The 24,313-nt window shown below is 71.7% G+C and carries 20 protein-coding genes and 1 tRNA gene; 4 read left to right on the top strand and 17 right to left on the bottom strand.

From position 1 onward, the window contains the following. Window positions 1-50: 50 nt before the first annotated feature. From ABT232_RS14015 to rsmH, 17 genes are all read right to left on the bottom strand, one after another. Window positions 51-124 (bottom strand) — tRNA-Ala (locus ABT232_RS14015). 149 nt (window positions 125-273) lie between these two features. After that, window positions 274-1,449, bottom strand: coding sequence for a DivIVA domain-containing protein (locus ABT232_RS14010; RefSeq protein ID WP_351839937.1), 1,176 nt, complete (start codon window positions 1,447-1,449; stop codon window positions 274-276). A 53-nt stretch (window positions 1,450-1,502) separates the two neighbouring features. After that, the gene (locus ABT232_RS14005; RefSeq protein WP_016435858.1) at window positions 1,503-1,787 is read right to left on the bottom strand and encodes a YggT family protein; all 285 of its coding nucleotides are present in this window, start codon (window positions 1,785-1,787) and stop codon (window positions 1,503-1,505) included. Window positions 1,788-1,861: 74 nt separating this feature from the next. Next, window positions 1,862-2,503, bottom strand: a complete 642-nt coding sequence (locus ABT232_RS14000) for a cell division protein SepF (RefSeq protein ID WP_351839935.1) — start codon at window positions 2,501-2,503, stop codon at window positions 1,862-1,864. Window positions 2,504-2,632: 129 nt separating this feature from the next. Continuing rightward, window positions 2,633-3,352 carry a YggS family pyridoxal phosphate-dependent enzyme gene (locus ABT232_RS13995; RefSeq protein ID WP_351839933.1) on the bottom strand — a complete coding sequence of 240 codons (720 nt, stop codon included), beginning with the start codon at window positions 3,350-3,352 and terminating at the stop codon, window positions 2,633-2,635. 6 nt (window positions 3,353-3,358) lie between these two features. Further along, a complete protein-coding gene (gene pgeF / locus ABT232_RS13990) occupies window positions 3,359-4,090 on the bottom strand; it encodes a peptidoglycan editing factor PgeF (RefSeq protein WP_351839931.1) in 732 nt (243 codons plus the stop codon). Then, window positions 4,087-5,301: a cell division protein FtsZ gene (gene ftsZ, locus ABT232_RS13985; protein WP_351839929.1), complete on the bottom strand. Its 1,215-nt coding sequence runs from the start codon at window positions 5,299-5,301 to the stop codon at window positions 4,087-4,089. Before ftsZ ends, pgeF begins: the two co-directional genes overlap by 4 nt. A 283-nt stretch (window positions 5,302-5,584) precedes the next feature. Beyond that, window positions 5,585-6,379, bottom strand: a complete 795-nt coding sequence (locus ABT232_RS13980; protein WP_351839927.1) for a cell division protein FtsQ/DivIB — start codon at window positions 6,377-6,379, stop codon at window positions 5,585-5,587. Window positions 6,380-6,414: 35 nt separating this feature from the next. Further along, the gene (gene murG, locus ABT232_RS13975) at window positions 6,415-7,512 is read right to left on the bottom strand and encodes an undecaprenyldiphospho-muramoylpentapeptide beta-N-acetylglucosaminyltransferase (protein WP_351839925.1); all 1,098 of its coding nucleotides are present in this window, start codon (window positions 7,510-7,512) and stop codon (window positions 6,415-6,417) included. 6 nt (window positions 7,513-7,518) lie between these two features. Continuing rightward, entirely contained in the window at window positions 7,519-8,865 is a 1,347-nt protein-coding gene (ftsW, locus tag ABT232_RS13970) for a putative lipid II flippase FtsW (protein ID WP_351839923.1), read from the bottom strand. Between the two features lie 109 nt (window positions 8,866-8,974). Continuing rightward, window positions 8,975-10,414, bottom strand: coding sequence for a UDP-N-acetylmuramoyl-L-alanine--D-glutamate ligase (murD, locus tag ABT232_RS13965; RefSeq protein ID WP_450871778.1), 1,440 nt, complete (start codon window positions 10,412-10,414; stop codon window positions 8,975-8,977). Further along, window positions 10,396-11,466 carry a phospho-N-acetylmuramoyl-pentapeptide-transferase gene (gene mraY, locus ABT232_RS13960; protein WP_351840197.1) on the bottom strand — a complete coding sequence of 357 codons (1,071 nt, stop codon included), beginning with the start codon at window positions 11,464-11,466 and terminating at the stop codon, window positions 10,396-10,398. Before mraY ends, murD begins: the two co-directional genes overlap by 19 nt. Next, window positions 11,466-12,887, bottom strand: a complete 1,422-nt coding sequence (locus ABT232_RS13955) for a UDP-N-acetylmuramoyl-tripeptide--D-alanyl-D-alanine ligase (RefSeq protein WP_351839919.1) — start codon at window positions 12,885-12,887, stop codon at window positions 11,466-11,468. Before ABT232_RS13955 ends, mraY begins: the two co-directional genes overlap by 1 nt. Window positions 12,888-12,891: 4 nt before the next feature. Beyond that, window positions 12,892-14,412, bottom strand: coding sequence for a UDP-N-acetylmuramoyl-L-alanyl-D-glutamate--2,6-diaminopimelate ligase (locus ABT232_RS13950; RefSeq protein WP_351839917.1), 1,521 nt, complete (start codon window positions 14,410-14,412; stop codon window positions 12,892-12,894). A 172-nt stretch (window positions 14,413-14,584) separates the two neighbouring features. Further along, entirely contained in the window at window positions 14,585-16,552 is a 1,968-nt protein-coding gene (locus ABT232_RS13945) for a peptidoglycan D,D-transpeptidase FtsI family protein (protein ID WP_351839916.1), read from the bottom strand. A 5-nt stretch (window positions 16,553-16,557) separates the two neighbouring features. After that, entirely contained in the window at window positions 16,558-17,139 is a 582-nt protein-coding gene (gene ftsL / locus ABT232_RS13940) for a cell division protein FtsL (RefSeq protein WP_351839914.1), read from the bottom strand. 27 nt (window positions 17,140-17,166) lie between these two features. After that, window positions 17,167-18,123, bottom strand: coding sequence for a 16S rRNA (cytosine(1402)-N(4))-methyltransferase RsmH (gene rsmH, locus ABT232_RS13935; RefSeq protein ID WP_351839912.1), 957 nt, complete (start codon window positions 18,121-18,123; stop codon window positions 17,167-17,169). A 359-nt stretch (window positions 18,124-18,482) separates the two neighbouring features. Here rsmH and ABT232_RS13930 point away from each other — a divergent pair, with 359 nt between their 5' ends. The 4 genes from ABT232_RS13930 (at window position 18,483) to ABT232_RS13915 (ending at window position 24,247) form a co-directional block, all read left to right on the top strand. Then, window positions 18,483-19,094, top strand: a complete 612-nt coding sequence (locus ABT232_RS13930; RefSeq protein ID WP_351839910.1) for a beta-class carbonic anhydrase — start codon at window positions 18,483-18,485, stop codon at window positions 19,092-19,094. A 247-nt stretch (window positions 19,095-19,341) separates the two neighbouring features. Beyond that, on the top strand, window positions 19,342-20,370 hold the full coding sequence (locus ABT232_RS13925; protein WP_351839908.1) for an AAA family ATPase: 1,029 nt from the start codon (window positions 19,342-19,344) through the stop codon (window positions 20,368-20,370). Continuing rightward, complete coding sequence (locus ABT232_RS13920) at window positions 20,370-21,755, top strand: DUF58 domain-containing protein (RefSeq protein WP_351839906.1); 1,386 nt, start codon at window positions 20,370-20,372, stop codon at window positions 21,753-21,755. The genes ABT232_RS13925 and ABT232_RS13920 overlap by 1 nt, the downstream gene beginning before the upstream one ends. Beyond that, on the top strand, window positions 21,755-24,247 hold the full coding sequence (locus ABT232_RS13915; protein ID WP_351839904.1) for a transglutaminase TgpA family protein: 2,493 nt from the start codon (window positions 21,755-21,757) through the stop codon (window positions 24,245-24,247). Before ABT232_RS13920 ends, ABT232_RS13915 begins: the two co-directional genes overlap by 1 nt. Window positions 24,248-24,313: the final 66 nt, after the last annotated feature.

The following is a 24,313-nucleotide window of genomic DNA, read 5'->3' as shown; positions in this document are numbered from 1 at the left end:
GGGCCTTCGGCGTCACGTCGTCACAGGTCACGGAAGGGCGACGAGGACGCCGGGACGGGCCGGATTCGAACCGGCGTCCTCCTCGATGCCATCGAGACGCGACAACCCCTGCGCTACGCGTCCCGGCGCCGCGAGCACCCTACCTCCCGCGGCCCCGCACGTCCCAACCGATTTCGCCGCGGGCGGCGAGGACGCCGAAAGGGCGGGGCCCCGGATCGGAAATCCGGGGCCCCGCCCTGAACGCTGCCGACGTCTACGCCGTACTGGGAACCGTCAGTTGTCGTCCTCGTCGATGAGGAAGCCGCGCATCGGCGAGGGAGCCTGGCCCATCGGCGAGGGACCCTGCGGCCGGACCGGAGCCATCGGCTGGGTCATCGCCGGGGACATCTGCTGCTGGCCGCCGTAGGACGGAGCGGACGGGCTCGGAGCGCCACCCATCGTCTGGTTGCCGCCGTAGGACGGGGCACTCGCGCCGGCCGGAGCCATGGACGGCGACGGGGACGGCGGGAGGGACGCGGTGGCCGGAGTACGCGGCGGGGCGAGCGAGTCGTCGGCCTGGGTCTCCAGCTGACGCAGCTGCGACTCCAGGTACGACTTCAGTCGCGTGCGGTACTCGCGCTCGAAGCCGCGCAGGTCCTCGACCTTGCGCTCCAGCGTGGCGCGGGCGGACTCCAGCGAGCCCATCGCGACACGGTGCTTCTCCTGCGCGTCCCGCTCCAGGGCGTCGGCCTTGGCACGGGCGTCGCGCTCCAGACCCTCGGCCCGCGAACGCGCCTCGCCGACGATCTTGTTGGCCTCGGAACGGGCCTCGGCGATCGCCTGGTCGGCGGTCTGCTGGGCCAGCGACAGGACACGGGCGGCGCTGTCGCCACCGGGGCCCTGACCGGGACCGCCCATCGGACCGCCCATGGGGCCGCCCATCGGACCCTGACCCATCTGTCCCTGCATCGGGCCCTGGCCCATCGGACCCTGACCCATGGGACCCTGACCCATCGGGCCGGGACCCTGCGGACCCTGGCCGCCGGGGCCGGCGGGCAGCTGAGGAGCACCGCTCGGCAGCTGGGGCGGGCCACCCATGGGGCCACCCATCTGCTGCTGCGGCGGGCCCGATATCCCGGCGGGTACCGGTGCGCCGGGTCCTCGCATACCCTGCTGCGGCATTCCCTGCTGCGGCATACCTTGCTGGGGCATACCCTGCTGGGGCATACCCTGCTGCGGCTGCTGCTGGTCCTGCTGCTCCTGCGGCTTGCGCATGTTCTGCTGGTTCTGGGCAGCGGCACGGGTCGCCGCGGCCAGCTTGGCGCGCAGGTCCTCGTTCTCGCGGAGCAGACGGGTCAGCTCGGCTTCGACCTCGTCGAGGAAGGCATCGACCTCGTCCTCGTCATAGCCTTCTCGGAGGCGGACGGTCGTGAACTGCTTGTTCCGCACGTCCTCGGGGGTCAACGGCATCTCTTCACCTCAACGTAGTCGTCGGCATTCGGCAAGACGGTAGGTCACATCGCTCACAGCCGGCTCACGATCGAGATCAGGATGTAGACGATGATCATCAGTACGAAGAAGGACAGGTCGAGCGCCACGCCCCCGAGACGCAGCGGCGGAATGAACCGCCGCAGAAGCTTGAGCGGTGGATCAGTGACAGTGTAGGTGGCCTCCAGAACGACCACCATCGCCTTGCCGGGTTGCCACGAGCGGGCGAACTGGAAGACGTAGTCCATGACCAACCGGAAGATGAGCACGATGAGGAAGCACATCAGCGCGATGTAGATGACATCCAGGACCACGCTCATGACCCGTGCTTCCCTCTCCCCTGTTTCCGTGCTGCGTAGGTACTGCTTTGTACCGCGAATTCCGGTCGTGCGTCTCAGCTCTGGTTGAAGAACCCGCCCTCTGCGATACGGGCCTTGTCCTCCGCCGTGACATCGACGTTAGCAGGCGACAACAGGAACACCTTCTGCGTCACCCGCTCGATGCTGCCGTGAAGACCAAACACCAAACCGGCCGCAAAGTCGACAAGTCGCTTCGCGTCTGTGTCATCCATCTCAGTCAGATTCATGATCACCGGGGTGCCCTCACGGAAGTGTTCCCCGATGGTACGGGCTTCGTTGTAGGTCCGCGGGTGAAGCGTGGTGATCCGGTAAGGCTCCCGCTCCGACACAACCTTGGGCATGATCACCGGTGCGTTCTTCTCCAGACTTGCGCGTTCTTGTGTGATGGACGCCACGGGCGCGATGCGCGCCGGGCGGCCGGATTCCGCGGGTAGCGAAGCGGAATGGGCGACCGGCTCACGGGGAGCCGGAGGATGCACCACTCTGACCGATTCGTCCCTTTGGGGCTGATGCGAACCATGTGACTGGTGGGACGGTTCATGCCGTCGGTGATCCCGCTCCGGCTCCGGGTCCAGCTCGGGCTCGAAGTCGTCGTCGGGGTCGAATCCCCGGCCGTCGTACCCATCGTCCTCCACGAGGCCGAGGTAGACCGCCATCTTGCGCATCGCGCCGGCCATGCTCTGAGTCCTCCGCTCTGTGGTGGATCGGCTGACGACTGCCAAGTGCCCGCGATCCACGAGGTCGTTAAGCCCGCCCTTCGACGGTAATGACCATATTTTCTGCTGTGGTCCGACTTCCTGGCGACGTTACCCGAGCCTGGAGCGGACTCCGAGTACCGCGCTGCCGACGCGTACATGTGTCGCTCCGGCGGCCACGGCCTGTTCGAGGTCCGCGCTCATCCCTGCGGAGACCATGTTCGCAGCCGGATGGACTCGGCGCAGCGAGGTCGACAAATCCATCAACCGCTCGAACGCGGCCTGTTGGCGCCCGGCGTATTCCCCGGTCAGCGGCGCGACCGTCATCAGCCCGCCGAGCCGCAGCCCGGGGGACCCGGCGACCAGACCGGCCAGTTCCTCGATCGCCTCGGGCGCCACGCCGCCCCGCTCGCCCCGGCCGCTCGCCCCCGCGTCGAACGCGACCTGGAGCAGGCAGCCGATCTCGCGTTCGGCCCGCACCGCCTCCCGGGAGAGAGCCGTCACCAGCTTGGCGCGGTCGACGGACTGCACCAGATCCGCGTAACCGACCACGGAGCGGACCTTGTTGGTCTGGAGCTGCCCGACGAAGTGCCAGGAAAGCGGCAGATCCGAGCATTCCGCGGCCTTGGGTGCGGCGTCCTGGTCGCGGTTCTCGGCGACATGGCGCACACCGAGTTCCGACAGGATCCGCACATCGCTCGCGGGGTAGGTCTTGGTGACCACGATCAGGGTCACCTCTTCGCGCTTGCGCCCGGCCGCCGCGCAGGCCGCGGCGATCCGCTCCTCGACCCGTGCCAGATTTACGGCGAGTTCGCCCTTACGGTCCGTCATGCCCCATCAGTCCAGCCAGACATAGCCGGCGAGCCGCCCGGTGGTGCGGTCGCGGCGGTACGAGAAGTGGTCCTGCGACTCCCGCGTGCACACCGGCGACTGCGCCCGGTCGTGCACCCCGAGCCGTTCGAGCTGCGCGTGCACCCCGGCGGTCACATCGACCGCCGGCGTGCCCCAGCTCGTCTCCGCGTGCGCCGCCGGCTCGACGGCGGCCACCTCGGCGCGCATGTGCTCCGGCACCTCGTAGCACCGGCCGCAGACGGCGGGTCCGGTGCGGGCGACGATCCGGGAGGGTTCGGCGCCGAGTTCGGTCATGGCCCGTACGGCGGCCGGGACGACCCCGGCGACCATGCCGGGCCGGCCCGCGTGGGCGGCGGCCACGACGCCGGCGACCGGGTCGGCGAGCAGCACCGGCGTGCAGTCGGCGGTGAGGACGGCGAGGGCGAGACCGGGACGGGCCGTGACCAGCGCGTCCACCGAGGGGATCTCGGCGTCGGCGCCCCAGGGTCCGTCGACCACCGCCACGTCGTCGCCGTGCACCTGGTTCATCCAGACCACCCGGTCCGGGTCGAGACCGAGCGACTTGGCCGCCAGTTCCCGGTTGGTCCGCACGGCGCCGGGGTCGTCGCCGACCGCGCCGCCGAGGTTCAGCTCCGCATACGGAGCGGCGCTCACCCCGCCCCACCGGTCGGTGAAGGCGAAGTGCGCGCCGCTCACGCTCTCGCGCCGTCCTATCACTTCAGGAAGTCCGGGACGTCCAGTTCCTCGGCCGCGCTGTCCGTGTAGCTCCGCGACGGCGGGACCGGCGGGGCGACCGGGATGTCGGCCACCGGCTCGGGCGCGGGCTCCGGCTCCTCCTTCGGCGTGACGCTGCCGAGCGAGCCGAAGGACGGACGGCTCTCCGGCTGGCGTACCGGCGGAGCGGGCTCCTCGCGGCGGGCCGGGGCGGGAGCGGCGGAGGAGGAGGTCGAGCCGAGGACGTTGTCCCGGCGGGCCGGCGGCTGGCCGCCGTCGAAGCCGGCCGCGATCACGGTGACCCGCACCTCGTCGCCGAGGGCGTCGTCGATGACCGCGCCGAAGATGATGTTGGCCTCGGGGTGGGCGGCCTCGCTGACCAGCTGGGCGGCCTCGTTGATCTCGAACAGGCCGAGGTCGGAGCCGCCGGAGATGGAGAGCAGGACGCCCCGGGCGCCGTCGATGGACGCCTCCAGCAGCGGCGAGGAGATCGCCATCTCGGCGGCGGCGACCGCGCGGTCGTCGCCGCGGGCCGAGCCGATGCCCATGAGGGCCGAACCGGCCTCGGACATGACCGACTTCACATCGGCGAAGTCCAGGTTGATCAGACCGGGGGTGGTGATGAGGTCGGTGATGCCCTGAACACCGGAGAGCAGGACCTGGTCCGCCGACTTGAAGGCGTCGAGGACCGAGACCTGGCGGTCCGAGATGGACAGCAGCCGGTCGTTCGGGATGACGATGAGGGTGTCGACCTCTTCACGGAGCTCGGCGATGCCGTCCTCGGCCTGGTTCGCGCGGCGCCGTCCCTCGAAGGTGAACGGGCGCGTGACCACGCCGATGGTGAGGGCGCCCAGCGAGCGCGCGATGTTGGCCACGACGGGCGCGCCGCCGGTGCCGGTGCCGCCGCCTTCACCGGCCGTCACGAAGACCATGTCGGCCCCCTTGAGGACCTCCTCGATCTCCTCGCGGTGGTCCTCGGCGGCCTTGCGGCCGACGGCCGGGTTGGCTCCGGCGCCGAGTCCGCGGGTGAGTTCGCGGCCGACGTCGAGCTTGACGTCGGCGTCGCTCATCAACAGCGCCTGTGCGTCGGTGTTGATGGCGATGAACTCGACGCCCTTGAGACCGACCTCGATCATCCGGTTGATGGCATTGACACCACCGCCGCCGACACCGATGACCTTGATGACTGCGAGGTAGTTCTGCGGTGCTGCCACGTCGAAGGCCTCTCGCCTCGAATTACGTTGCCGCCGCCTCACGGGGGTGAACCCGTGGTCCGACGACAGATGCCGATTGGGACGGTCCGTAGCGCCGACCCGAACCCTAACGTTGAAGTTTAGGGTTACCAGTGTGTCTGTTCTCTGGAGTCTTCTGAACAGGACACTAAGTCGACAAGTGGCGCACGTTCAACGAACACGCCGAACCTCCCGTTTTTCTTTTCACCCTATGTGATCAGCCGTAGCAGTGCCCAACCAGGGTGCTGGCCTGCGCTGATGTGCGTCAACTCCCGGCTGACGCAGGGGCGGTGGGGACGCTCACGTCGAAGTGCCGTGCGCGCGGAGCCGCTTTCAGCAGTGCGGTGAGCGTACGGGCCTTCGCGGCTCCCTTCTCGCCACTCCCCCAGGCCACGGTCCGGCCGCCGCTCAACTCCAGCGAGATGTCGTCGTAGGTACGGACCTTGACGACCCGGGTCCGGTGCGCGACCTCCTTCGGCAGGGCACCGGCCACCCGCACCGCCTCGCGCACCAGCCGCGGCTCGCCGAAGCGCCGCAGACTGGCCGCGGCCGAACGGGACCGGGAAACCGTCAATTCCAGGAGGGGTACGCCTTTTCTGGCATAGGAAACCGTGGCGAAACGGACACCTTCCTCGTCCACCTCCACGAACTTTCCGCCCTTTTCGACGAGGAGAACCGGCGTCCGCTCGGTCACTTTCAGGCTGATTCCGTGCGGCCAGGAACGCACCACGTCGATCGAGTCGATCCGGGGCAGTTTCCGGCGCAGCCGGCTCTCCATCGCCTCGGTGTCGACGGAGACCAGCGGCGCGCCGACGGGGGCGTCGGCCGCCTCGCGCACCTGCTCGGGGGTGAGCTTCGAGGTGCCGGAGACGGAGACGCGCTCCAGGCGCAGCCACTGCGAGCCGTACAGCACCCAGCCGCCGCCTGCGCCGAGCAGCGCCAGGGCGACGGTGAAGATGATGATCGTACGAAGCCGTGGTGGTCGGGGCCGGGTGGGGCGGGGCGGGCCGGACGACTCCTGCTGGCGTACACCGCGTTCGGCGGTGGTCGGTCCGGCCACGCTCCCTGCCTTCCGCTTACCTGGGAATACGGTTCCTAACGGTGTGCACGGTGGGCGGCGATCGCCTCGTACACCATGCCGACGAGCAGTTCGTCGGCGTCCCGGCGGCCGAACTCGGCGGCGGAGCGGGACATCTCGTACAGCCGGTGCGGGTCGGCGAGCACGGGCAGCACGTTCTGCTGCACCCACTCCGGGGTGAGTTCCGCGTCGTCGACCAGCAGACCGCCGCCGGCCTTGACCACCGGCTGGGCGTTCAGCCGCTGCTCGCCGTTGCCGATGGGCAGCGGGACGTAGGCGGCCGGGAGTCCGACGGCGGAGAGCTCGGCGACGGTCATCGCGCCCGCGCGGCAGAGCATCATGTCGGCCGCGGCGTACGCGAGGTCCATCCGGTCCAGGTAACTTACCGGGATGTAGGGGGGCATCCCCGGCATCTGGTGCACCTGCGGCAGTTCGTTCTTCGGGCCGACCGCGTGCAGGATCTGGATCCCGGCCTGCTGGAGCCAGGGGGCGACCTGCTGGACGACCTCGTTGAGGCGGCGGGCGCCCTGTGAGCCGCCGGAGACGAGCAGCGTCGGCAGGTTGGGGTCGAGGCCGAACATCGCGCGCGCCTCGGGGCGGGCCGCGGCCCGGTCCAGGGTGGCGATGGAGTGGCGCAGCGGGATGCCGATGTAGCGCGCGTTCCGGAGCTTGCTGTCCGGGGTGGCGACGGCGACCTGCGCGGCGTACCGCGAACCGATCTTGTTGGCCAGACCGGGGCGCGCGTTGGCCTCGTGGATGACGATCGGCACACCGAGGCGCTTGGCGGCCAGGTAGCCGGGCAGCGCGACATAGCCGCCGAAGCCCACCACGGCGTCCGCCTTGGTGCGCTCCAGGATCTGCTCGGCCGCCTTGATGGTGCCGCGCAGCCGGCCCGGGACGGTGATCAGCTCGGGCGTGGGCTTACGGGGCAGCGGTACGGCCGGGATCAGCGCCAGCTCGTAGCCCCGCTCGGGGACCAGCCTGGTCTCCAGCCCGCGCTCCGTGCCCAGGGCCGTGATGCCCACGGTCGGGTCCTGCCTGCGCAGGGCGTCCGCGAGGGCGAGCGCGGGCTCGATGTGGCCCGCGGTACCCCCGCCGGCGAGTACGACATGCACCGAAATTCACCGCTCTCCGGACGTACGCACCGCCGAGGTGCGCCGTCGCATCGTGTTCCATCTCCGAGGCCCCGCAGAGCCCCCAGCCCCCCGCTTTCTACCAAAGCGGGGTTGCCGCATCGCAAGCGCCGCCCGCGCAGCGGGCTCGTCGCGTGCGAAGGCGATCAGCAGCCCGATGGCGAACATGGTCGGCAGCAGGGCGGATCCCCCGTAGGAGAACAGCGGGAGTGGGACGCCGGCGATCGGCAGCAGGCCGAGCACCGCACCCATGTTGATCACGGCCTGGGCCGTGATCCAGGTGGTCACGCCTCCCGCGGCATACCTCACGAAGGGGTCCTCCGTGCGTCCGGCCACGCGGATACCCGCATAGCCTAGAGCGGCGAACAGGGCGAGCACCGACAGCGTCCCCGCCAGACCCAGCTCCTCACCGGCGACGGCGAAGATGAAGTCGGTGTGCGCTTCGGGGAGTTGACCCCATTTTTCCACACTCGCACCGAGCCCGGATCCGAAGAGTCCGCCGGAGGCGAGGGCGTAGATTCCGTGCACGGCCTGCCAGCAGGAGCCGTCGGGGCCCATCTCGGTGGCGCCGATGCAGGCGAAGCGGTCCAGCCGGTTGGCACTGGTCTTGATCAGTACGGCGCCGATCACCGCGGCGACCGCCAGCACCCCGACGAACAGCCGGGTGGGCGCCCCGGCCAGCCAGAGCAGGCCGAACAGGATCGCGGTGAGGATGATCGCGGTGCCCATGTCGCCGCCGAGCATGATCAACCCGAGCAGCATGAACGCCACCGGAACGAGCGGCACCAGCATGTGCTTCCACTGCGCCAGCAGCCTCTTGTCCTGCTTGCGGGCGAGCAGGTCGGCGCCCCACAGCACCAGGGCGAGCTTGCCGAACTCGCTGGGCTGGAGCTGGAAGGAGCCGCCGAGCGAGATCCAGTTCTGGTTGCCGTTGACCGCCATCCCTATCCCCGGCACCTGCACCAGCGCCATCATGAAGACGGCGCCCGCGAGGATCGGGTAGGCCAGCGCCCGGTGCAGTTTCACCGGCATCCGCGAGGCGGCGTACAGCAGTCCGCCGCCGATCACGGCGGCCAGGAGCTGCTTGCGGAAGAAGTACGAGCCGGGCAGCGACATCTGGAGCGCGGTGATCTGGGAGGCCGAGTAGACCATCACCAGACCGAGCACGGTGATCAGCAGGCTGCCGCCGAGGATCAGGTAGTAGGCGGTCAGCGGCCGGTCCCAGGCCTTGTGCGCCCGTGTGTAGAGCCGCAGCACGCGGTTCTCCCGGGGCGGGGCGACGGGCCGCACCACCCGCCGCTGGACGGGCGGACGCCCGGTACGGCTACCGGGCATCGGCGCGTCCCCCCTCGCCGTGGGAGCACGTCCCGCCGGGGGTCCACCACATCCGCGTCACCCGTCCCTCCAAGGGTCCCGAAGCACCCGCAGTGGCCGAGACGCGCCGTCAGGCGTCCGCGCCGAGCGCGCGAACCGCCTCCGCGAACGCGTCACCGCGCTTGTTGTAGTTGGCGAACATGTCCATGGAGGCGCAGGCCGGGGCCAGCAGCACCGTGTCGCCGGGCTCGGCGAGGCGCTGGGCCTCCTGGACAGCCGCGAGCATCGCCCCAGTGTCGGTCCGGTCGAGGTCGACGACGGGTACTTCCGGGGCGTGTCGCGCGAGCGCTTCACGGATCAGCGCGCGGTCGGCGCCGATCAGCACGACCCCGCGGAGCCGCTTCGCCGACCTCGTGACCAGTTCGTCGAAGGCCGCGCCCTTGGCCAGCCCGCCCGCGATCCACACGACCGACTCGTACGCCGCCAAAGAGGCTTCCGCGGCGTGGGTGTTGGTCGCCTTGGAGTCGTCGACGTAGGCGACCCCGGCCACGTCGGCGACGTGCGCGATCCGGTGGGCGTCCGGGCGGAAGGCCCGCAGACCGTCGCGTACGGCCTGCGGGGGCACGCCGAAGGCGCGGGCGAGGGCCGCGGCGGCGAGGGCGTTGGCGATGTTGTGCGGGGCCGGCGGGTCGACGTCGGCGACCTCGGCGAGCTCCTGGGCGTTCTTCTGCCGGTTCTCGACGAAGGCGCGGTCGACCAGGATGCCGTCCACGACGCCGAGTTGGGAGGGCGCCGGGGAGCCGAGGGTGAAGCCGATGGCCCGGCAGCCCTCCTCGACGTCGGCCTCGCGCACCAGGTCCTCGGTGGCCTTGTCGGCCACGTTGTAGACGCAGGCGACCCGATTGCCCTCGTAGACGCGGCCCTTGTCCTTGGCGTACGCCTCCATGGAGCCGTGCCAGTCGAGGTGGTCGGGGGCGAGGTTGAGGACGGTGGCGGAGTGGGCGCGCAGCGAGGGCGCCCAGTGCAGCTGGTAGCTGGACAGCTCCACCGCCAGCACGTCGTACTCCTCGTCGCCGAGCACCGCGTCCAGCAGCGAGACACCGATGTTGCCGACGGCGGCCGTGCGCAGGCCGGCGGCCTTGAGGATGGACGCCAGCATCTGCGTGGTGGTGGTCTTGCCGTTGGTGCCGGTGACGCAGAGCCAGGGCGCGGCGTCGGGTCCGCGCAGCCGCCAGGCGAGCTCGACGTCGCCCCAGACCGGGACGCCGGCCGCGGCGGCCGCGGTGAAGAGCGGCTTGTCCGGCTGCCAGCCGGGCGCGGTGACGATCAGTTCGGTGCCCTCGGGCAGGGTGGCGCCGTCGCCGAGGCGGACGGTGACACCCAGCTCGGCCAGCTCGGCGGCCTGCGCCCGGGCGCGCTCGTCGTCGCCGTCGTTGACGACCGTGACGATCGCGCCGAGCCCGTGCAGCACCTTGGCCGCCGGGACGCCGGAGACGCCGAGTCCGGCGACGGTGACGTGCTTGCCCTGGAACTCCGAGCCGGCCGTTGAGGTCACTTTTCCGCTGCCCATCCCGCGTAGAAGAGGCCGAGTCCGACGATCACGCAGATGCCCTGGATGATCCAGAAGCGGACCACCACGAGCACTTCGGACCAGCCCTTGAGTTCGAAGTGGTGCTGGAGCGGCGCCATCCGGAAGACGCGCTTCCCGGTCAGCCGGAACGAGCCGACCTGGATGACCACCGACATGGTGATGAGGACGAACAGACCGCCGAGGATGGCGATCAGCAGCTCGGTGCGGGAGCAGATCGCGAGGCCCGCGAGCACACCGCCGAGCGCCAGCGAACCGGTGTCGCCCATGAAGATCTTGGCCGGCGAGGTGTTCCACCACAGGAAGCCGAGGCAGGCGCCCATCAGGGCGGAGGCGACGACCGCGAGGTCCAGCGGATCGCGCACCTCGTAGCAGGCGCCGGGGTTGGTGAGGGTGCCCGCGTTGGCGCAGGACTCCTGGAACTGCCAGACGCCGATGAAGGTGTAGGCGCCGAAGACGAGGACGGAGGCGCCGGTGGCCAGACCGTCCAGACCGTCCGTCAGGTTCACGCCGTTGGACATGGCGAGGATCATGAACAGCGCCCAGACCACGAACAGCACCGGGCCGATCGTCCAGCCGAAGTCGGTGATGAACGACAGCTTGGTGGAGGCCGGGGTGTTGCCGCGGTTGTCGGCGAACTGGAGCGAGAGCACCGCGAAGGCGATGCCGACGATCAGCTGGCCGGCCATCTTCGCCTTGGCCCGCAGGCCCAGCGAACGCCGCTTGACGATCTTGATGTAGTCGTCGAGGAAGCCGACCAGGCCCATGCCGACCATCAGGCCGAGGACCAGCAGACCCGAGTAGGTCGGGGGGTAGCCGGTGATGACCTTGGACAGGAAGTAGGCGGCGACGGTCGCCAGGATGAAGGCGATACCACCCATGGTCGGCGTACCGCGCTTGCTGGCGTGCTCGCGCGGGCCGTCGTCACGGATGTACTGGCCGTAGCCCTTGCGGGCCAGCAGCTTGATCAGCAGCGGGGTGCCGATCAGGGTGAGGAAGAGGCCAATGACTCCTGCGAACAGGATCTGCTTCATCATCGGGCGGCAACCTCACCCTCGGCACCGGACTCGAGCAGCGCCTGGGCAACGCTTTCGAGGCCGACCGAACGGGACGCCTTCACGAGCACGACGTCCCCCGGGCGCAACTCGCTGCGCAACAGGTCGACCGCCGCCTGTGCGTCGGACACGTGCACCGACTCCTCACCCCACGAACCCTCGTTATATGCGCCCAGTTGCAGCCAGGCGGCTTCCATGCCACCGACCGCGACGAGCTTGCCGACATTGAGCCGGACGGCGAGCCGTCCGACCGCGTCGTGCTCGGCGAGCGCCTCGTCCCCGAGCTCGGCCATCTTGCCGAGCACCGCCCACGTACGACCCCCCTTTGCCCGTGAGGCTTCGCCCATGGCGGCCAGCGCGCGCAGCGCGGCCTTCATGGACTCGGGGTTCGCGTTGTAGGCGTCGTTGACGATCGTCACGCCGTCCGGGCGCTCGGTGACCTCCATCCGCCAGCGGGAGAGGGAGCCCGCCTCGGAGAGTGCGGTGGCGATCTCTTCCGCGGACATGCCCAGCTCATGGGCGACGGCGGCCGCGGCGAGCGCGTTCGACACGTGGTGCTCACCGTACAGGCGCATGGTCACATCGCTGCACCCGGAGGGTGTGTGAAGGGTGAAGGCGGGCTGCCCGGTGTCCGTCAACCGCACGTTCTCGGCCCGTACGTCCGCTTCGTCGGACTCGCCGAAGTAGATCACCTTCGCCTTCGTACGGGACGCCATGGCCCGTACGAGCGGATCGTCGGCGTTGAGGATCGCGGTGCCGTCCTCGGGCAGGGACTCGACCAACTCGCCCTTGGCCTGGGCGATCTGCTCGCGTCCGCCGAACTCGCCGATGTGGGCGGAGCCGACGTTGAGGACCAGTCCGATCTTCGGCGGGGTCAGTTCGGTGAGGTAGCGGATGTGCCCGATGCCGCGGGCGCCCATCTCCAGGACCAGGAACCGGGTTTCCGCGGTGGCGCTGAGCGCGGTCAGCGGCAGCCCGATCTCGTTGTTGAGCGAGCCGGGCGTGAACACCGTGGGCGCCTTGCGCTGGAGCACCTGCGCGATGAGGTCCTTGGTGCTCGTCTTGCCCGCCGATCCGGTGAGCGCGACGAGGGTGGTGCCGAGCTTGCGCACGACATGGCGGGCGAGGGCGCCGAGTGCCGCCTGGACGTCGGCCACGACGATCGCGGGCACGCCGACCGGCCGCGAACCGAGCACGGCCGCGGCACCCGCCTCCACCACCTGTGGCGCGAAGTCGTGGCCGTCCACGCGTTCGCCGACGAAGGCGACGAAGAGGCTGCCGGGCTCCACCTCACGGGAGTCCCGGACGACCGGCCCGGTCACCATGACCGACGGATCCGGTATGTCGTACGTCTGCCCGCCGACGACTTCTGCGATCTCGGCGAGAGAGAGGGCGATCACAAGTTCATCCCTGGGTCTTCTGGATAGCTTCGCGAAGCACCTGGCGGTCGTCGAAGGGACGGACCACGCCGGCGATGTCCTGGCCCTGCTCGTGACCCTTGCCCGCGACCAGCACGGTGTCGCCCGGCTGCGCCCGGTCCACGGCGGCGGCGATCGCGGCGGCGCGGTCCTCGAACAGCAGCACCTCGCCGCGCTCGTGCACCGGCACGGAGGCCGCGCCCTGGAGCATGGCGGCGAGGATCGCGAGAGGGTCCTCGGAGCGGGGGTTGTCCGAGGTGAGTACGGCGATGTCGGCGAGCCTCGCCGCGGCGGCGCCCATCGGGCCCCGCTTGGTGGTGTCCCGGTCGCCGCCGCAGCCGAGGACGACGTGCAGCCGGCCCTTGGTGACCTTGCGCAGTGCCTTCAGCACCGACTCGACGGCGTCGGTCTTGTGGGCGTAGTCGACGACCGCGAGGTACGGCTGTCCGGCGTCGACCCGCTCCAGCCGGCCCGGGACGCCCGGCACGGCCGCGATGCCGTCGGCGGCGCTCTGCGCGTCGAGGCCGGCGGCGGCGAGGGCGACCAGCGCGGCGAGGGTGTTCGCCACGTTGAAGGGGCCCGGCAGCGGGGACTTGGCGGCGATCCGCTCACCGTTCGGGCCGATCACGGTGAAGGTCGAGTCGAGTTGGCCGACCCGGACGTCCTCGGCGCGCCAGTCGGCGTCGGGGTGGCCCTCGGCGGAGTAGGTGACGACCGGGACGGTGGCCTCCCTGGCGAGCCGGCGGCCGTACTCGTCGTCGACGTTGACCACGCCGAGTTTGCTGCGCTTCGGCGTGAACAACTGCGCCTTGGCCCGGAAGTAGTCCTCCATGTCGGAGTGGAACTCCATGTGTTCCGGGCTGAGGTTGGTGAAGACGGCGATGTCGAAGACGCAGCCGTCGACCCGGCCGAGGACCAGGGCGTGGCTGGAGACCTCCATGGCGACCGCCTCGACGCCGCGCTCGCGCATGACGGCGAACAGGGCCTGGAGGTCGGTGGCTTCGGGGGTGGTGCGCTCGGACTTGATGCGCTCGTCGCCGATGCGCATCTCGACCGTGCCGATGAGCCCGGTGGACCGGGCCGTCTTCAGGCCGCCCTCGACCAGGTAGGCCGTGGTGGTCTTGCCCGAGGTGCCGGTGATGCCGATCTGGAGCAGGTCCCGGCCCGGCCGGCCGTAGAGCGTGGCGGCCAGTTCGCCCATCCGCGCGCGCGGGTCGTCGACGGTGAGCACCGGCAGACCGGTGGCGGCGGCGCGCTCGGCGCCGGCCGGGTCGGTCAGCACGGCCGCGGCACCGAGGCCGGCGGCCTGGGTGACGAAGTCGGCGCCGTGCGCGCGGGCGCCGGGCAGGGCGGCGTACAGGTCGCCGGGCCGGACGGCGCGCGAGTCATGGGTGATGCCCGTGACCTCGACGGCGCTCTCCGGCGCTGCGACACCCAGTTGTCCGGCGAGTTCCGCGAGTGGTGTGGCGGAGATCTGCGCCGGCCGGGGCGGCCCGGGGTATGTCACGGGATGGCCCTTCTGGGTGGTTTGGGACTGATCAGCGTGTGGCACGGCGGTGAGCGTACCGGGCGCACCCGCTCCGGAGCGAAGTGAGGGGCGGGGGGCGCCTTGGTTCCCGGAATCCGGGGTGATCGTTGTCACGGGTGGTTCCTGGTTGCTCGGTGCTGGTCAGGACTGATCAGGGCGCGAAGGTCACCGGCAGGTTGGCGGGCCGCGCGCCGGTGGGCGGGATCTGGAGGGTCTTCAGGGCGAACTCCATCACCTGCTTGTAGACGGGTCCGCAGATCTGGCCGCCGAAGTAACTGCCCTTGGTGGCGTTCTGGATGGCGCAGTAGACGGTGACGCGGGGCTGGTCCGCGGGGGCGAAACCGGCGAAGGACGAGGTGTAGCCGCGGTACTTGCCGGTGGCCGGATCGACGCGGTTGGCGGTGCCCGTCTTGCCCGCGACCCGGTAGCCGGGGATGCGCGCCTTGGTGCCGGTGCCCTCCTCGTCGTCGACCACCGACTCCAGCATCCGGGCCAGCGTCTTGGCGGTCTTCGCGCTGATCACGCGTGTCTTCTCGGGCTCCGGCGCCGGGGTGAAGCGTCCGTCGGGGCCCTTGCTGCCGCGGATCAGGGTGGGCTCGACGCGGACGCCGCCGTTGGCGATGGTCGAGTAGACGGACGCCGCCTGCATCGCGTTGATGGACATGCCCTGGCCGAAAGGAATCGTGTACTGCTGCGAGGTCGACCACTTGTCCGGCGGCGCGAGGATGCCGTTGGTCTCGCCGGGGAAGCCGAGGCCGGTCTCCTCGCCGATGCCGAACTTGCGCAGGTAGGAGTAGAGGACCCGGTTGGCCTCCGACTGGGTCTTGCCCAGCTGGCCGGTGGCGAGGATGGTGCCGATGTTGCTGGACTTGGCGAGCACGCCGTTCAGCGTCAGGTACCAGGTCGGGTGGTCGATGTCGTCCTGGAAGAGCCGGTCGCCGCGGTGCAGCCGGTTGGGCACCACGACGTGCGTGCCGGGGGTCGCGGCGTTCTCCTCCAGTACGGCGGCCATCGACATGACCTTGGCGGTGGAGCCGGGCTCGTAGGCGTCCTGGAGGGCCGCGTTGCCCATGTTGGCGGAGGTGGCGCGGGACAGGTCGTTGGGGTCGAAGCCGGGCGAGTTGGCCATGGCCAGGATCTCGCCGGTCCGGGTGTCCTGCACGATCACATAGCCGCGGTCCGCCTCGGACTTCTCGACCTGCTCGGCGATGGCGTTCTGCGCCGCCCACTGGATGTCGCGGTCGATGGTCAGCTCGATGTCGGAGCCGGGCACGGCGGGCTTCTCGGTGGAGCCGACGGTCGGCACCTGGCGGCCGCCGGACTGGGCGTAGCGGATCTCGCCGTCCTTGCCGGCCAGCTGCTTCTCCAGCTGCTGCTCGACACCGCCGCCGCCCTTGCCCTCGGCGTTGACCCAGCCCAGTATCCCGGCGGCCAGCTCGCCGTTCGGGTACACGCGCTTGCTGCTGGGGGTGGCGAGGACGCCCGCGAGGACGTTCACGGTGGCGCCGTCCGTCTGCTGCTTGTTGGTGAGCGCCGACTTCAGGTCCTTGATCTGCTTCCAGACCTGCGGGGTCTGGCGGTCGGCGAGCTTGACGTAGCGGAGCTGCTCGTTCTCCGGCCGGAGCTTGGCGACGATCTCCTCCTGGTCCTGGCCGAGGATCGGCGCGAGGAGGGCGGCCGCCTGCTCGGGGCCGTCGTCGATCTTCAGCTGCTCGCGGGTGAACAGCGTGGGGTCGGCGGTGATGTCGTAGGCGGCCACGCTGGTCGCGAGGGCCACGCCCGCGCGGTCGGTGATCTCGCCGCGCTCGGCGGCCAGCACCTGGCCGACGTACCGGTTCTGCTCGGCCTTGGCCGCGTACGCGCTCGCGTCGACGGCCTGCACCTGGAGCAGGCGTACGACGAAGACGAGCAGCACGAGGGTGAGCGCGACACCGACCAGGCGCAGCCGGGGCCGGGGGCTGCCGAGCCGGATGACCCGCGGGGCGGTGGCGCGCGGCGGTGCCGGACGCGCCGGACGCCGGGCCGGTCGGGCGCCGGTGCCGGGGCGCCGCTGCTGGCCGGGGCGCGCGGGCCGCGCGGGTCCGGGCACGCGGCGACGCGGCGGTTCCCTGTCGGTCACTTCCGTCACCTGCCGGGGGTCGTGGGCGTGGGCTCGGGAGCCGCGGGGGTGGTGGCGGGCACGGGGGCCGCCGGGGTCGTGGCGGCCGGCGCGGAGGCCGCCGGGGTGGTGGGGGCGGGCGCTGCGGCCGTGGGGGTCGTGGGGGCGGGCGCGGGGGCCGCGGCGCCGGTCATCGCCTCGGGGGCGAGCACGAGGGGTGTGCGGCCCGGGGAGCGGGCGGCGGCCGGAGCGGGTGAGGGGACGCCCTTGACCGTGCCGTCGGGGCCCAGGAAGGCGGGGTCGCCGCCGGGGACCATGCCCAGCTCGCGGGCGCGGCGCTGGAGGGCGTCGGGGGCGGAGTAGGCGTCGATGTCGCGCTGGAGGGCCTGTTCCTCGTCGGTGAGGGTCTTGGTCTCGCGCTGGAGGTCGTCCAGTTGGAACGAGCCCTCGCTGAGCGCCGAGTTCAGCACCAGCAGACCGATGAGGCCGCCGCCGAGGAGCAGGACGACGAGGAGCACGAAGGGGGTGCGGGCCGCCTGGCCCGGGGCGGTGGGGAAGAGCCGGGCGAGCCGCGCCGCGCGGCCCCTCAGTTCGGGTTTCCTACTCACTCGCCCTCCCGGTGCGTCCGGGTTCGCTCACTCGACGTCCTCCCTGATGCGCTCGGCGCCGCGCAGCCGGGCCGGGGCGGCACGGCGGTTCTCGGCGACCTCTTCCTCCGTGGGAAGTTCGGCACCGCGCGTGAGCAGCTTGAGCCGGGGCTGGTAACGCTCGGGGACGACGGGCAGGCCGGGCGGCGCGGTGTTGGCGGCGCCGGCCGCGAAGACCTGCTTGACCAGCCGGTCCTCCAGCGAGTGGTACGACAGCACGGCGATCCGCCCGCCCACGGCGAGCGCCTTGACCGCCGCCGGGATCGCCCGCTCCAGCACCGACAGTTCGCCGTTGACCTCGATCCGCAGCGCCTGGAAGGTGCGCTTGGCCGGGTTGCCGCCGGTGCGCTTGGCGGCCTGCGGCAACGCGTCCCGGATCAGCTCCACCAGCCGCGCGCTGTTGCTGAACGGCTCCTTCTCCCGCTCGCGCACGACGGCGGCGACGATCCGCTTGGCCTGCTTCTCCTCGCCGTACGCGCGCAGGATCCGCACCAGTTCGCCGGCCGGGTAGGTGTTCAGGACCTCGGCGGCGCTCATGCCGGTCGTCTGGTCCATCCGCATGTCGAGCGGGGCGTCCTGGGCGTAGGCGAAGCCGCGGTCGGCCTCGTCGAGCTGCATGGAGGAGACGCCGAGGTCGAACAGGACGCCCTGGACGCGCGGGATGCCGAGCCGGGCCAGCACCTCGGGCAGTTCGTCGTAGACAGCGTGCACCAGGGTGGCGCGCTCGCCGTACGGCGCGAGCCGCTCGCCGGACAGGCGCAGCGCCTCCTTGTCGCGGTCGAGGGCGACGAGCCGCGCCTCGGGGAAGCGGGTCAGCAGCGCCTCGCTGTGTCCGCCGAGGCCGAGGGTGCAGTCGACGACCACCGCTCCGGGCTCCTGGAGGGCGGGGGCCAACAGGTCCAGGCACCGCTGGAGCATCACCGGGACGTGTCGACTCTGGCTCAAGGGGCCCTCTCAGGTCCGGCGGGCGGTACGCACCGCCGGGTCCCCGCCCGCTCGTGAAGGGGAGGCCGGCCGGCGCCCGAGGCGTCGGCCGGCCGGAGCGGGTGGAGGCCGAGCCGTACGTACGCGCCGCGCACGTGGGGGATCTCCGGTACGTCGCCGGGGCTCCGGGGGAATTCAGTCCTGCGGGGAGGACGCGCCTCGCCTCCCGCTTCGCGTCACTTTAGTCCACCCTGTCGCCCGGTCAATCAACCGGCCTGCGCGTCGCCCGGGGGCGGTGGGCGGGAAGCCGTACGAGGGAATGGATCACTCGTCCGGGCGTGTCCGCGTCGCGCTTGTGGGTTACCTCACACAACGACCCGATGACGTTCTTTGTCCCGCCTCACAGCAGGACCGGATCACCGGTGACCACTACCGTCATACCCATGACGACTTCTGCATCGGTTCCCGCCGAAACCCAGGACGCCATACACCGCCCCGGTACGGTCACCGACCGGCTCGTCGAGGCCAACGAGCGGTATGCCGCCGACTTCACCGACCCCGGCATGGACGCCCGTCCGGTGCTCCGGGTCGCCGTGGTGGCCTGCATGGACGCCCGTCTGGACCTGCACGCGGCGCTCGGCCTCCAGCTGGGCGACTGCCACACCATCCGCAATGCGGGCGGCGTGGTCACCGACGACGTGATCCGCTCGGTGACCATCAGCCAGCGCAAGCTGGGCACGCGCAGCGTGGTCCTCATCCACCACACCGGCTGCGGTCTGGAGAGCCTCACCGAGGACTTCCGCACCGAGCTGGAGCAGGAGGTCGGGCAGCGCCCGTCCTGGGCGGTGGAGTCCTTCCGGGACGTCGACCAGGACGTGCGGCAGTCGATGCGGCGGGTGCGTACCTCGCCGTTCCTGCTGCACACCGACGACGTGCGCGGGTTCGTCTTCGATGTGAAGACCGGCCTGCTGCGGGAGATCGACCCGGCGTAACCCCGTCGCACAGCTGTCGATTCGCTGTCGATTCGCACTTCGATTCGCACTCCGGACGCCGCAAAAGGCATCAAAGCCGACATAACGCGGGCAGTTGTCCACAGGCGAGTGACACGAACCGGTAACGGCAACAAGAATGCGGTGGTGACGTCGCGCGGAACCATCCATGCGCGGTGTCCGTGTTTCGGGGTGGGCCGGTTTCGCACGCCAGTGCGGAGGCCCTCATGAACGGGCCGAGGAGGGCCGGGTGACGACCTATGACGATCGAGCGAGCCTCACTGATCTGACCGCCGTGGTCGAGCGCGTGCGGGGGTCGGTGGAGGGCGTGATCGAGGGCAAGCCCGAGGTCGTACGGCTCTCGCTGACCGTGCTGCTCGCCGAGGGACATCTTCTGATCGAGGATGTCCCCGGCGTCGGCAAGACGATGCTGGCCAAGGCGCTGGCCCGGTCCATCGACTGCTCGGTGCGGCGGATCCAGTTCACGCCCGACCTGCTGCCCTCGGACATCACCGGGGTGTCCATCTGGGACCAGCAGCGCCGCGACTTCGAGTTCAAGCCGGGCGCGATCTTCGCGCAGATCGTGATCGGCGACGAGATCAACCGCGCCTCGCCGAAGACCCAGTCGGCGCTCCTGGAGTCGATGGAGGAGCGCCAGGTCACCACCGACGGGCAGAGCTACGAGCTGCCGAGCCCGTTCATGGTGGTGGCCACCCAGAACCCGGTCGAGATGGAGGGCACCTACCCGCTGCCCGAGGCCCAGCGCGACCGGTTCATGGCCCGGGTCTCCATCGGCTACCCGAGCCCGGAGGCCGAGCTCCAGATGCTGGACGTGCACGGCGGGGTCAACCCGCTGGACGACCTCCAGCCGGTGGCCCACGCGCACGAGATCGTGAAGCTGATCGAGGCCGTGCGCGGCGTCCACGTCGCCGACACCGTCCGGCGGTACGCCGTGGACCTGGTCTCGGCCACCCGCAACCACCCCGACCTCAGACTCGGCGCCTCCCCGCGCGCGACGCTGCACCTGCTGCGCGCGGCGAAGGCGTCCGCCGCCCTCAGCGGCCGGGAGTACGCGCTGCCGGACGACGTACAGGCCCTCGCCGTGGCCGTGCTCGCCCACCGCCTGCTGCCCACCGCCCAGGCCCAGCTGAACCGGCGCACCTCGGAGCAGGTCGTCCAGGAGATCCTCCAGCACACCCCGGTGCCCTCGGCACCTCAGCAGAACGCCTACGGCCTCGGCGCCCCGGTGTTCGGCCGGCAGCCGCCCCGGAGGCTGTGATGAGCTCGGCGCAGCCCGGGCAGCCCGGGCAGTCCGGTCCGGCGGAGGCCGACCGGGGCGAGCGGGGCGGGCTGCGCACCGCCCTGGCCGGTCTGACCACCCGCGGGCGCTCCTTCCTCGCCGCCGGAGTGGCGGCGGCGATCTGCGCGTACGTCCTCGGGCAGAGCGATCTGCTCCGGGTCGGCCTGCTGCTCTCGGTGCTGCCGCTGGTCTGCGCGGGCGTGCTCTACCGCACCCGCTACCGGGTCGCGGGCAGCCGCCGCCTCTCCCCCGCGCGGGTGCCGGCCGGCAGCGAGGCCCGCGTCCACCTGCGGGTCGACAACGTCTCCCGGCTGCCCACCGGCCTGCTGATGCTCCAGGACCGGGTGCCCTACGTGCTCGGCCCGCGTCCCCGGTTCGTGCTGGACCGGGTCGAGGCGGGCGGGCGGCGCGAGGTGTCCTACCGGGTCCGCTCCGACCTGCGCGGCCGCTATCCGCTGGGCCCGCTCCAGCTGCGCCTGACCGACCCGTTCGGCATGTGCGAGCTGACCCGGGGCTTCATGGCGTACGACACCCTGACCGTGATCCCGCGCGTGGAGGCACTGCCGCCGGTGCGGCTGACCGGTGAGGCCAAGGGGTACGGCGACGGACGGCAGCGCTCGCTGGCGCTGGCCGGCGAGGACGACGTGATCCCGCGCGGCTACCGCTACGGCGACGACCTGCGCCGCGTGCACTGGCGCTCCACCGCCCGCTACGGCGAGCTGATGGTGCGCCGCGAGGAGCAGCCGCAGCGCTCCCGCTGCACGGTGTTGCTGGACACCCGCGGTGGTGCCTTCCAGGGCGCCGGCCCGGACTCGGCCTTCGAATGGGCGGTGGCGGGCACCGCCTCGGTGCTGGTGCACATGCTGGAGCGCGGCTTCTCGGTACGTCTGCTGACGGACACCGGCAGCTCGGTGCCCGGCGAGGGCGCGGACGGCTTCGCGGGCGCCAGCCAGGAGTCGGCGGACGCGGCCGGACTGATGATGGACACCCTCGCGGTGATCGACCACTCCGACGGCACGGGACTCTCGCGCGCCTACGACGTGCTGCGCGGCGGGAACGAGGGGCTGCTGGTGGCCTTCTTCGGCGACCTCGACGAGGAGCAGGCCGCGGTGGCCGCCCGGATGCGGCAGCGCAGCGGGGCCGCGGTGGCGTTCCTGCTGGACAGTGACGCCTGGGTGCGCGAGTCGCCGGACGGGCCGGGCGCGGCGCACCGCGCCTCTGAGCGCCTGCGGCTGCTGCGCGAGGCGGGCTGGACGGCGGTGAGCGTCCCGCGCGGGGCGTCGCTGCACGACATGTGGCGGCAGGCGGACCGAGACCGCGGTGGCGTGGTCACGGCGAGCCCGAGCGGTGGGGAGACGCGGTGATGAGCGGACGGGCCCGGATGGCGATCTGCGCGGCGGCGGCCACGCTGATGGCCTCGTGCGCCCTGCTGCCGCTGGTGGACCCGGCCACCTGGTACCTCCAGGCGGCCATCCTGCTGGTGATCCAGAGTGCGGTGGGCGCGGCGACCCGCCGGGTGCCGCTGGCCCGGCCGCTGACCGTCCTGGCGCAGCTCGTGGTCACCCTGATGCTGCTCACCCTGGTCTTCGCCCGGCAGCAGGCGCTGGGCGGGCTGATCCCTGGCCCGGAGGCGTTCCTCCGCTTCGGCGACCTGCTCCAGCAGGGCACCGAGGACGTGGGGCGGTACGCGATCCCCGCACCGCTGTCCGACGGCATCCGGCTGCTGCTGATCGGCGGCGTGCTGCTGATCGGGCTGGCCGTGGACCTGCTCGCGGTGACCTTCCGCAGCGCCGCCCCGGCCGGTCTGCCGCTGCTCGCGCTGTACTCGGTCGCCGCCGGGCTGTCCGACGGCGGCGCCGACTGGCTGTGGTTCCTGATCGCGGCGGTCGGCTATCTGATGATGCTGCTCGCCGAAGGGCGGGAGCGGCTGTCGCAGTGGGGCCGGGTCTTCGGCGGCACACCGCGCGCGCCGGGCGACGAGCCGGGGGCGGTGGCGCCGGTGCGCACCGGGCGGCGGATCGGCGCGGTGGCGCTGGGCGTCGCCCTGGTGGTGCCGCTCGCCCTGCCCGCGATGGACGGCGGGCTGCTGGACGGCGTCGGGACCGGCGTCGGCACCGGCACCGGGGGCGGCGGCACGATCTCCGCGGTCAACCCGCTGGTGTCGCTGCGCGACAGCCTGAACGTGGACGAGGACCGCCAGGTGCTCTCGCTGCGCACCGAGACGAACAACCTCTCCAACCTGTATCTGCGGATCGTCTCCCTGGACGACTTCGACGGCACCACCTGGAAGCCGTCCCGGCGCGACATCGTCGAGGTGCCGGACGAGCTGCCCACCCCGATCGGCCTCGGCCCGGACGTGCGGCGCACGGAGGTGCGGACCCAGATCAGCGCAGCGGACTGGTACGCGCAGGACTGGCTGCCGATGCCCTACCCGCCGAGCGCCGTGGACGTCGACGGCAGATGGCGGTACGAGCCGGTCGGCATGACCCTGGTCGGCGACCACGGCCAGAAGACGCGCGGCGTGCGGTACACGGTCACCAGCCTCGACGTGCAGCCCACCGCGCGACAGCTGGCCACGGCGCCGGAGGCTCCGGCGGCCCTCAGACGCGAGTTCACCGAGGTGCCGTCCTCGCTGCCGGCGGTGGTCGCGCGGACCGCCCGCGAGGTCACCGACGGCGCGGCCAACCCCTACGAGCAGGCGGTGAAGCTCCAGGAGTACTTCGCGCTGACCGGCGGGTTCCAGTACGACACCGAGGTCGAGGTCGGCAGCGGCTCCGAGGGCATCGCCCGGTTCCTGCGGGACAAGCAGGGCTTCTGCGTGCACTTCTCGTTCGCGATGGCGTCGATGGCGCGCACCCTCGGCATCCCGGCCCGGGTGGCGGTGGGCTTCGCGCCCGGCACCCCACAGGCCGACGGTTCGGTCTCGGTGGGCCTGCGGGACGCGCACGCCTGGCCGGAGCTGTACTTCGAGGGCGTGGGCTGGACCCGTTTCGAGCCGACCCCGAACCGGGGCACCACCCCGTCGTGGACCGTGCCGGAGATCCCGGGCAGCACCCTTCCGGAGCTGCCGGAGGCGTCCCGGCCGACGGCCGACGCCCCGTCGGCCGAGCCCTCGGCGAGCACCAGCTGCTCGGTGGCGCAGAAGAAGCTCCAGGAGTGCGGCGCGGCGGTGCCGGTGGACCTGGGCGGCCCGCAGGACGAGGGCACGCCCTGGTACCGGACGACGGGCTGGGTGGCCCTCGGGCTCCTGGTGGTCATACTGCCGCTGCTGCCGATGCTGTGGCGGCTGCGCCGGCGGTCGGTGCGCCTGACCTCGACCCGGCACTCCCCGTCCGGGGCGCCGGGCACGCTCGGCAAGGGCCGACCCCAAGGTGCCGGCCGCGCGGACGGTGTCGAGGTGGAGGCCCTGCCGGGCGAGGAGGAGCGGTGGGCCGCCGAGGTGGCCGCCGGGCATGTGCTCGCCATCTGGCGGGAGCTGACGGACACGGCGTGGGACTACGGCATCTCTCCGGACGACGCGCTGACGCCCCGCAAGGCGGCGGCGCGGATCGTCCGGCTGGGAGAGCTGGACGAGCCGGCGGCGGGGGCGGTGCACCGGGTGGCCGGGGCGGTCGAGCAGGTGCTGTTCGCGCCGCGGCCGCGGACGGCGACGGGGCTGGCGGCGGATGTCCGCGAGGTGCGGCTGGCCCTGCGGTCCCGGGCCGGCCGGCGGACCCGGGTGCGGGCGGTGCTCGCGCCGCGTTCGGCCGTCCGCCTGGTCTGGGACGCCGCCGACCGCTGGTCCGCCGTGCGGGCCCGCTGGGCGGAGCGCTGGGCGGCGCTGCTGCGCAGGCCGTCCGGTCAGCGGAGCGGCTGAGGGACCGACCGGAACAGGACATTGGGTTTTGGGGTGGTGGGGGGGGGGGGGGGCACCCCGACCAAG

Origin of the sequence: Streptomyces sp. NPDC001532 (genome assembly GCF_040298625.1) — a bacterium.
In the GTDB taxonomy this organism is placed as follows: Bacteria; Actinomycetota; Actinomycetes; order Streptomycetales; family Streptomycetaceae; genus Streptomyces.
Note: the sequence above shows the minus strand (reverse complement) of the source record. Positions and strands in the feature narration are given on the sequence as shown.

Coding starts and splice junctions, on each gene's coding strand:
- ftsW (WP_351839923.1), bottom strand. CDS start 8,865: ATGCCCGGTAGCCGTACCGGGCGTCCGCCCGTCCAGCGGCGGGTGGTG.
- ABT232_RS14010 (WP_351839937.1), bottom strand. CDS start 1,449: ATGCCGTTGACCCCCGAGGACGTGCGGAACAAGCAGTTCACGACCGTC.
- mraY (WP_351840197.1), bottom strand. CDS start 11,466: ATGAAGCAGATCCTGTTCGCAGGAGTCATTGGCCTCTTCCTCACCCTG.
- murD (WP_450871778.1), bottom strand. CDS start 10,414: ATGGGCAGCGGAAAAGTGACCTCAACGGCCGGCTCGGAGTTCCAGGGC.
- ABT232_RS13995 (WP_351839933.1), bottom strand. CDS start 3,352: ATGACGGACCGTAAGGGCGAACTCGCCGTAAATCTGGCACGGGTCGAG.
- ABT232_RS13930 (WP_351839910.1), top strand. CDS start 18,483: ATGACGTTCTTTGTCCCGCCTCACAGCAGGACCGGATCACCGGTGACC.
- ABT232_RS13920 (WP_351839906.1), top strand. CDS start 20,370: ATGAGCTCGGCGCAGCCCGGGCAGCCCGGGCAGTCCGGTCCGGCGGAG.
- ABT232_RS14000 (WP_351839935.1), bottom strand. CDS start 2,503: ATGGCCGGCGCGATGCGCAAGATGGCGGTCTACCTCGGCCTCGTGGAG.
- ABT232_RS13915 (WP_351839904.1), top strand. CDS start 21,755: ATGAGCGGACGGGCCCGGATGGCGATCTGCGCGGCGGCGGCCACGCTG.
- ABT232_RS14005 (WP_016435858.1), bottom strand. CDS start 1,787: ATGAGCGTGGTCCTGGATGTCATCTACATCGCGCTGATGTGCTTCCTC.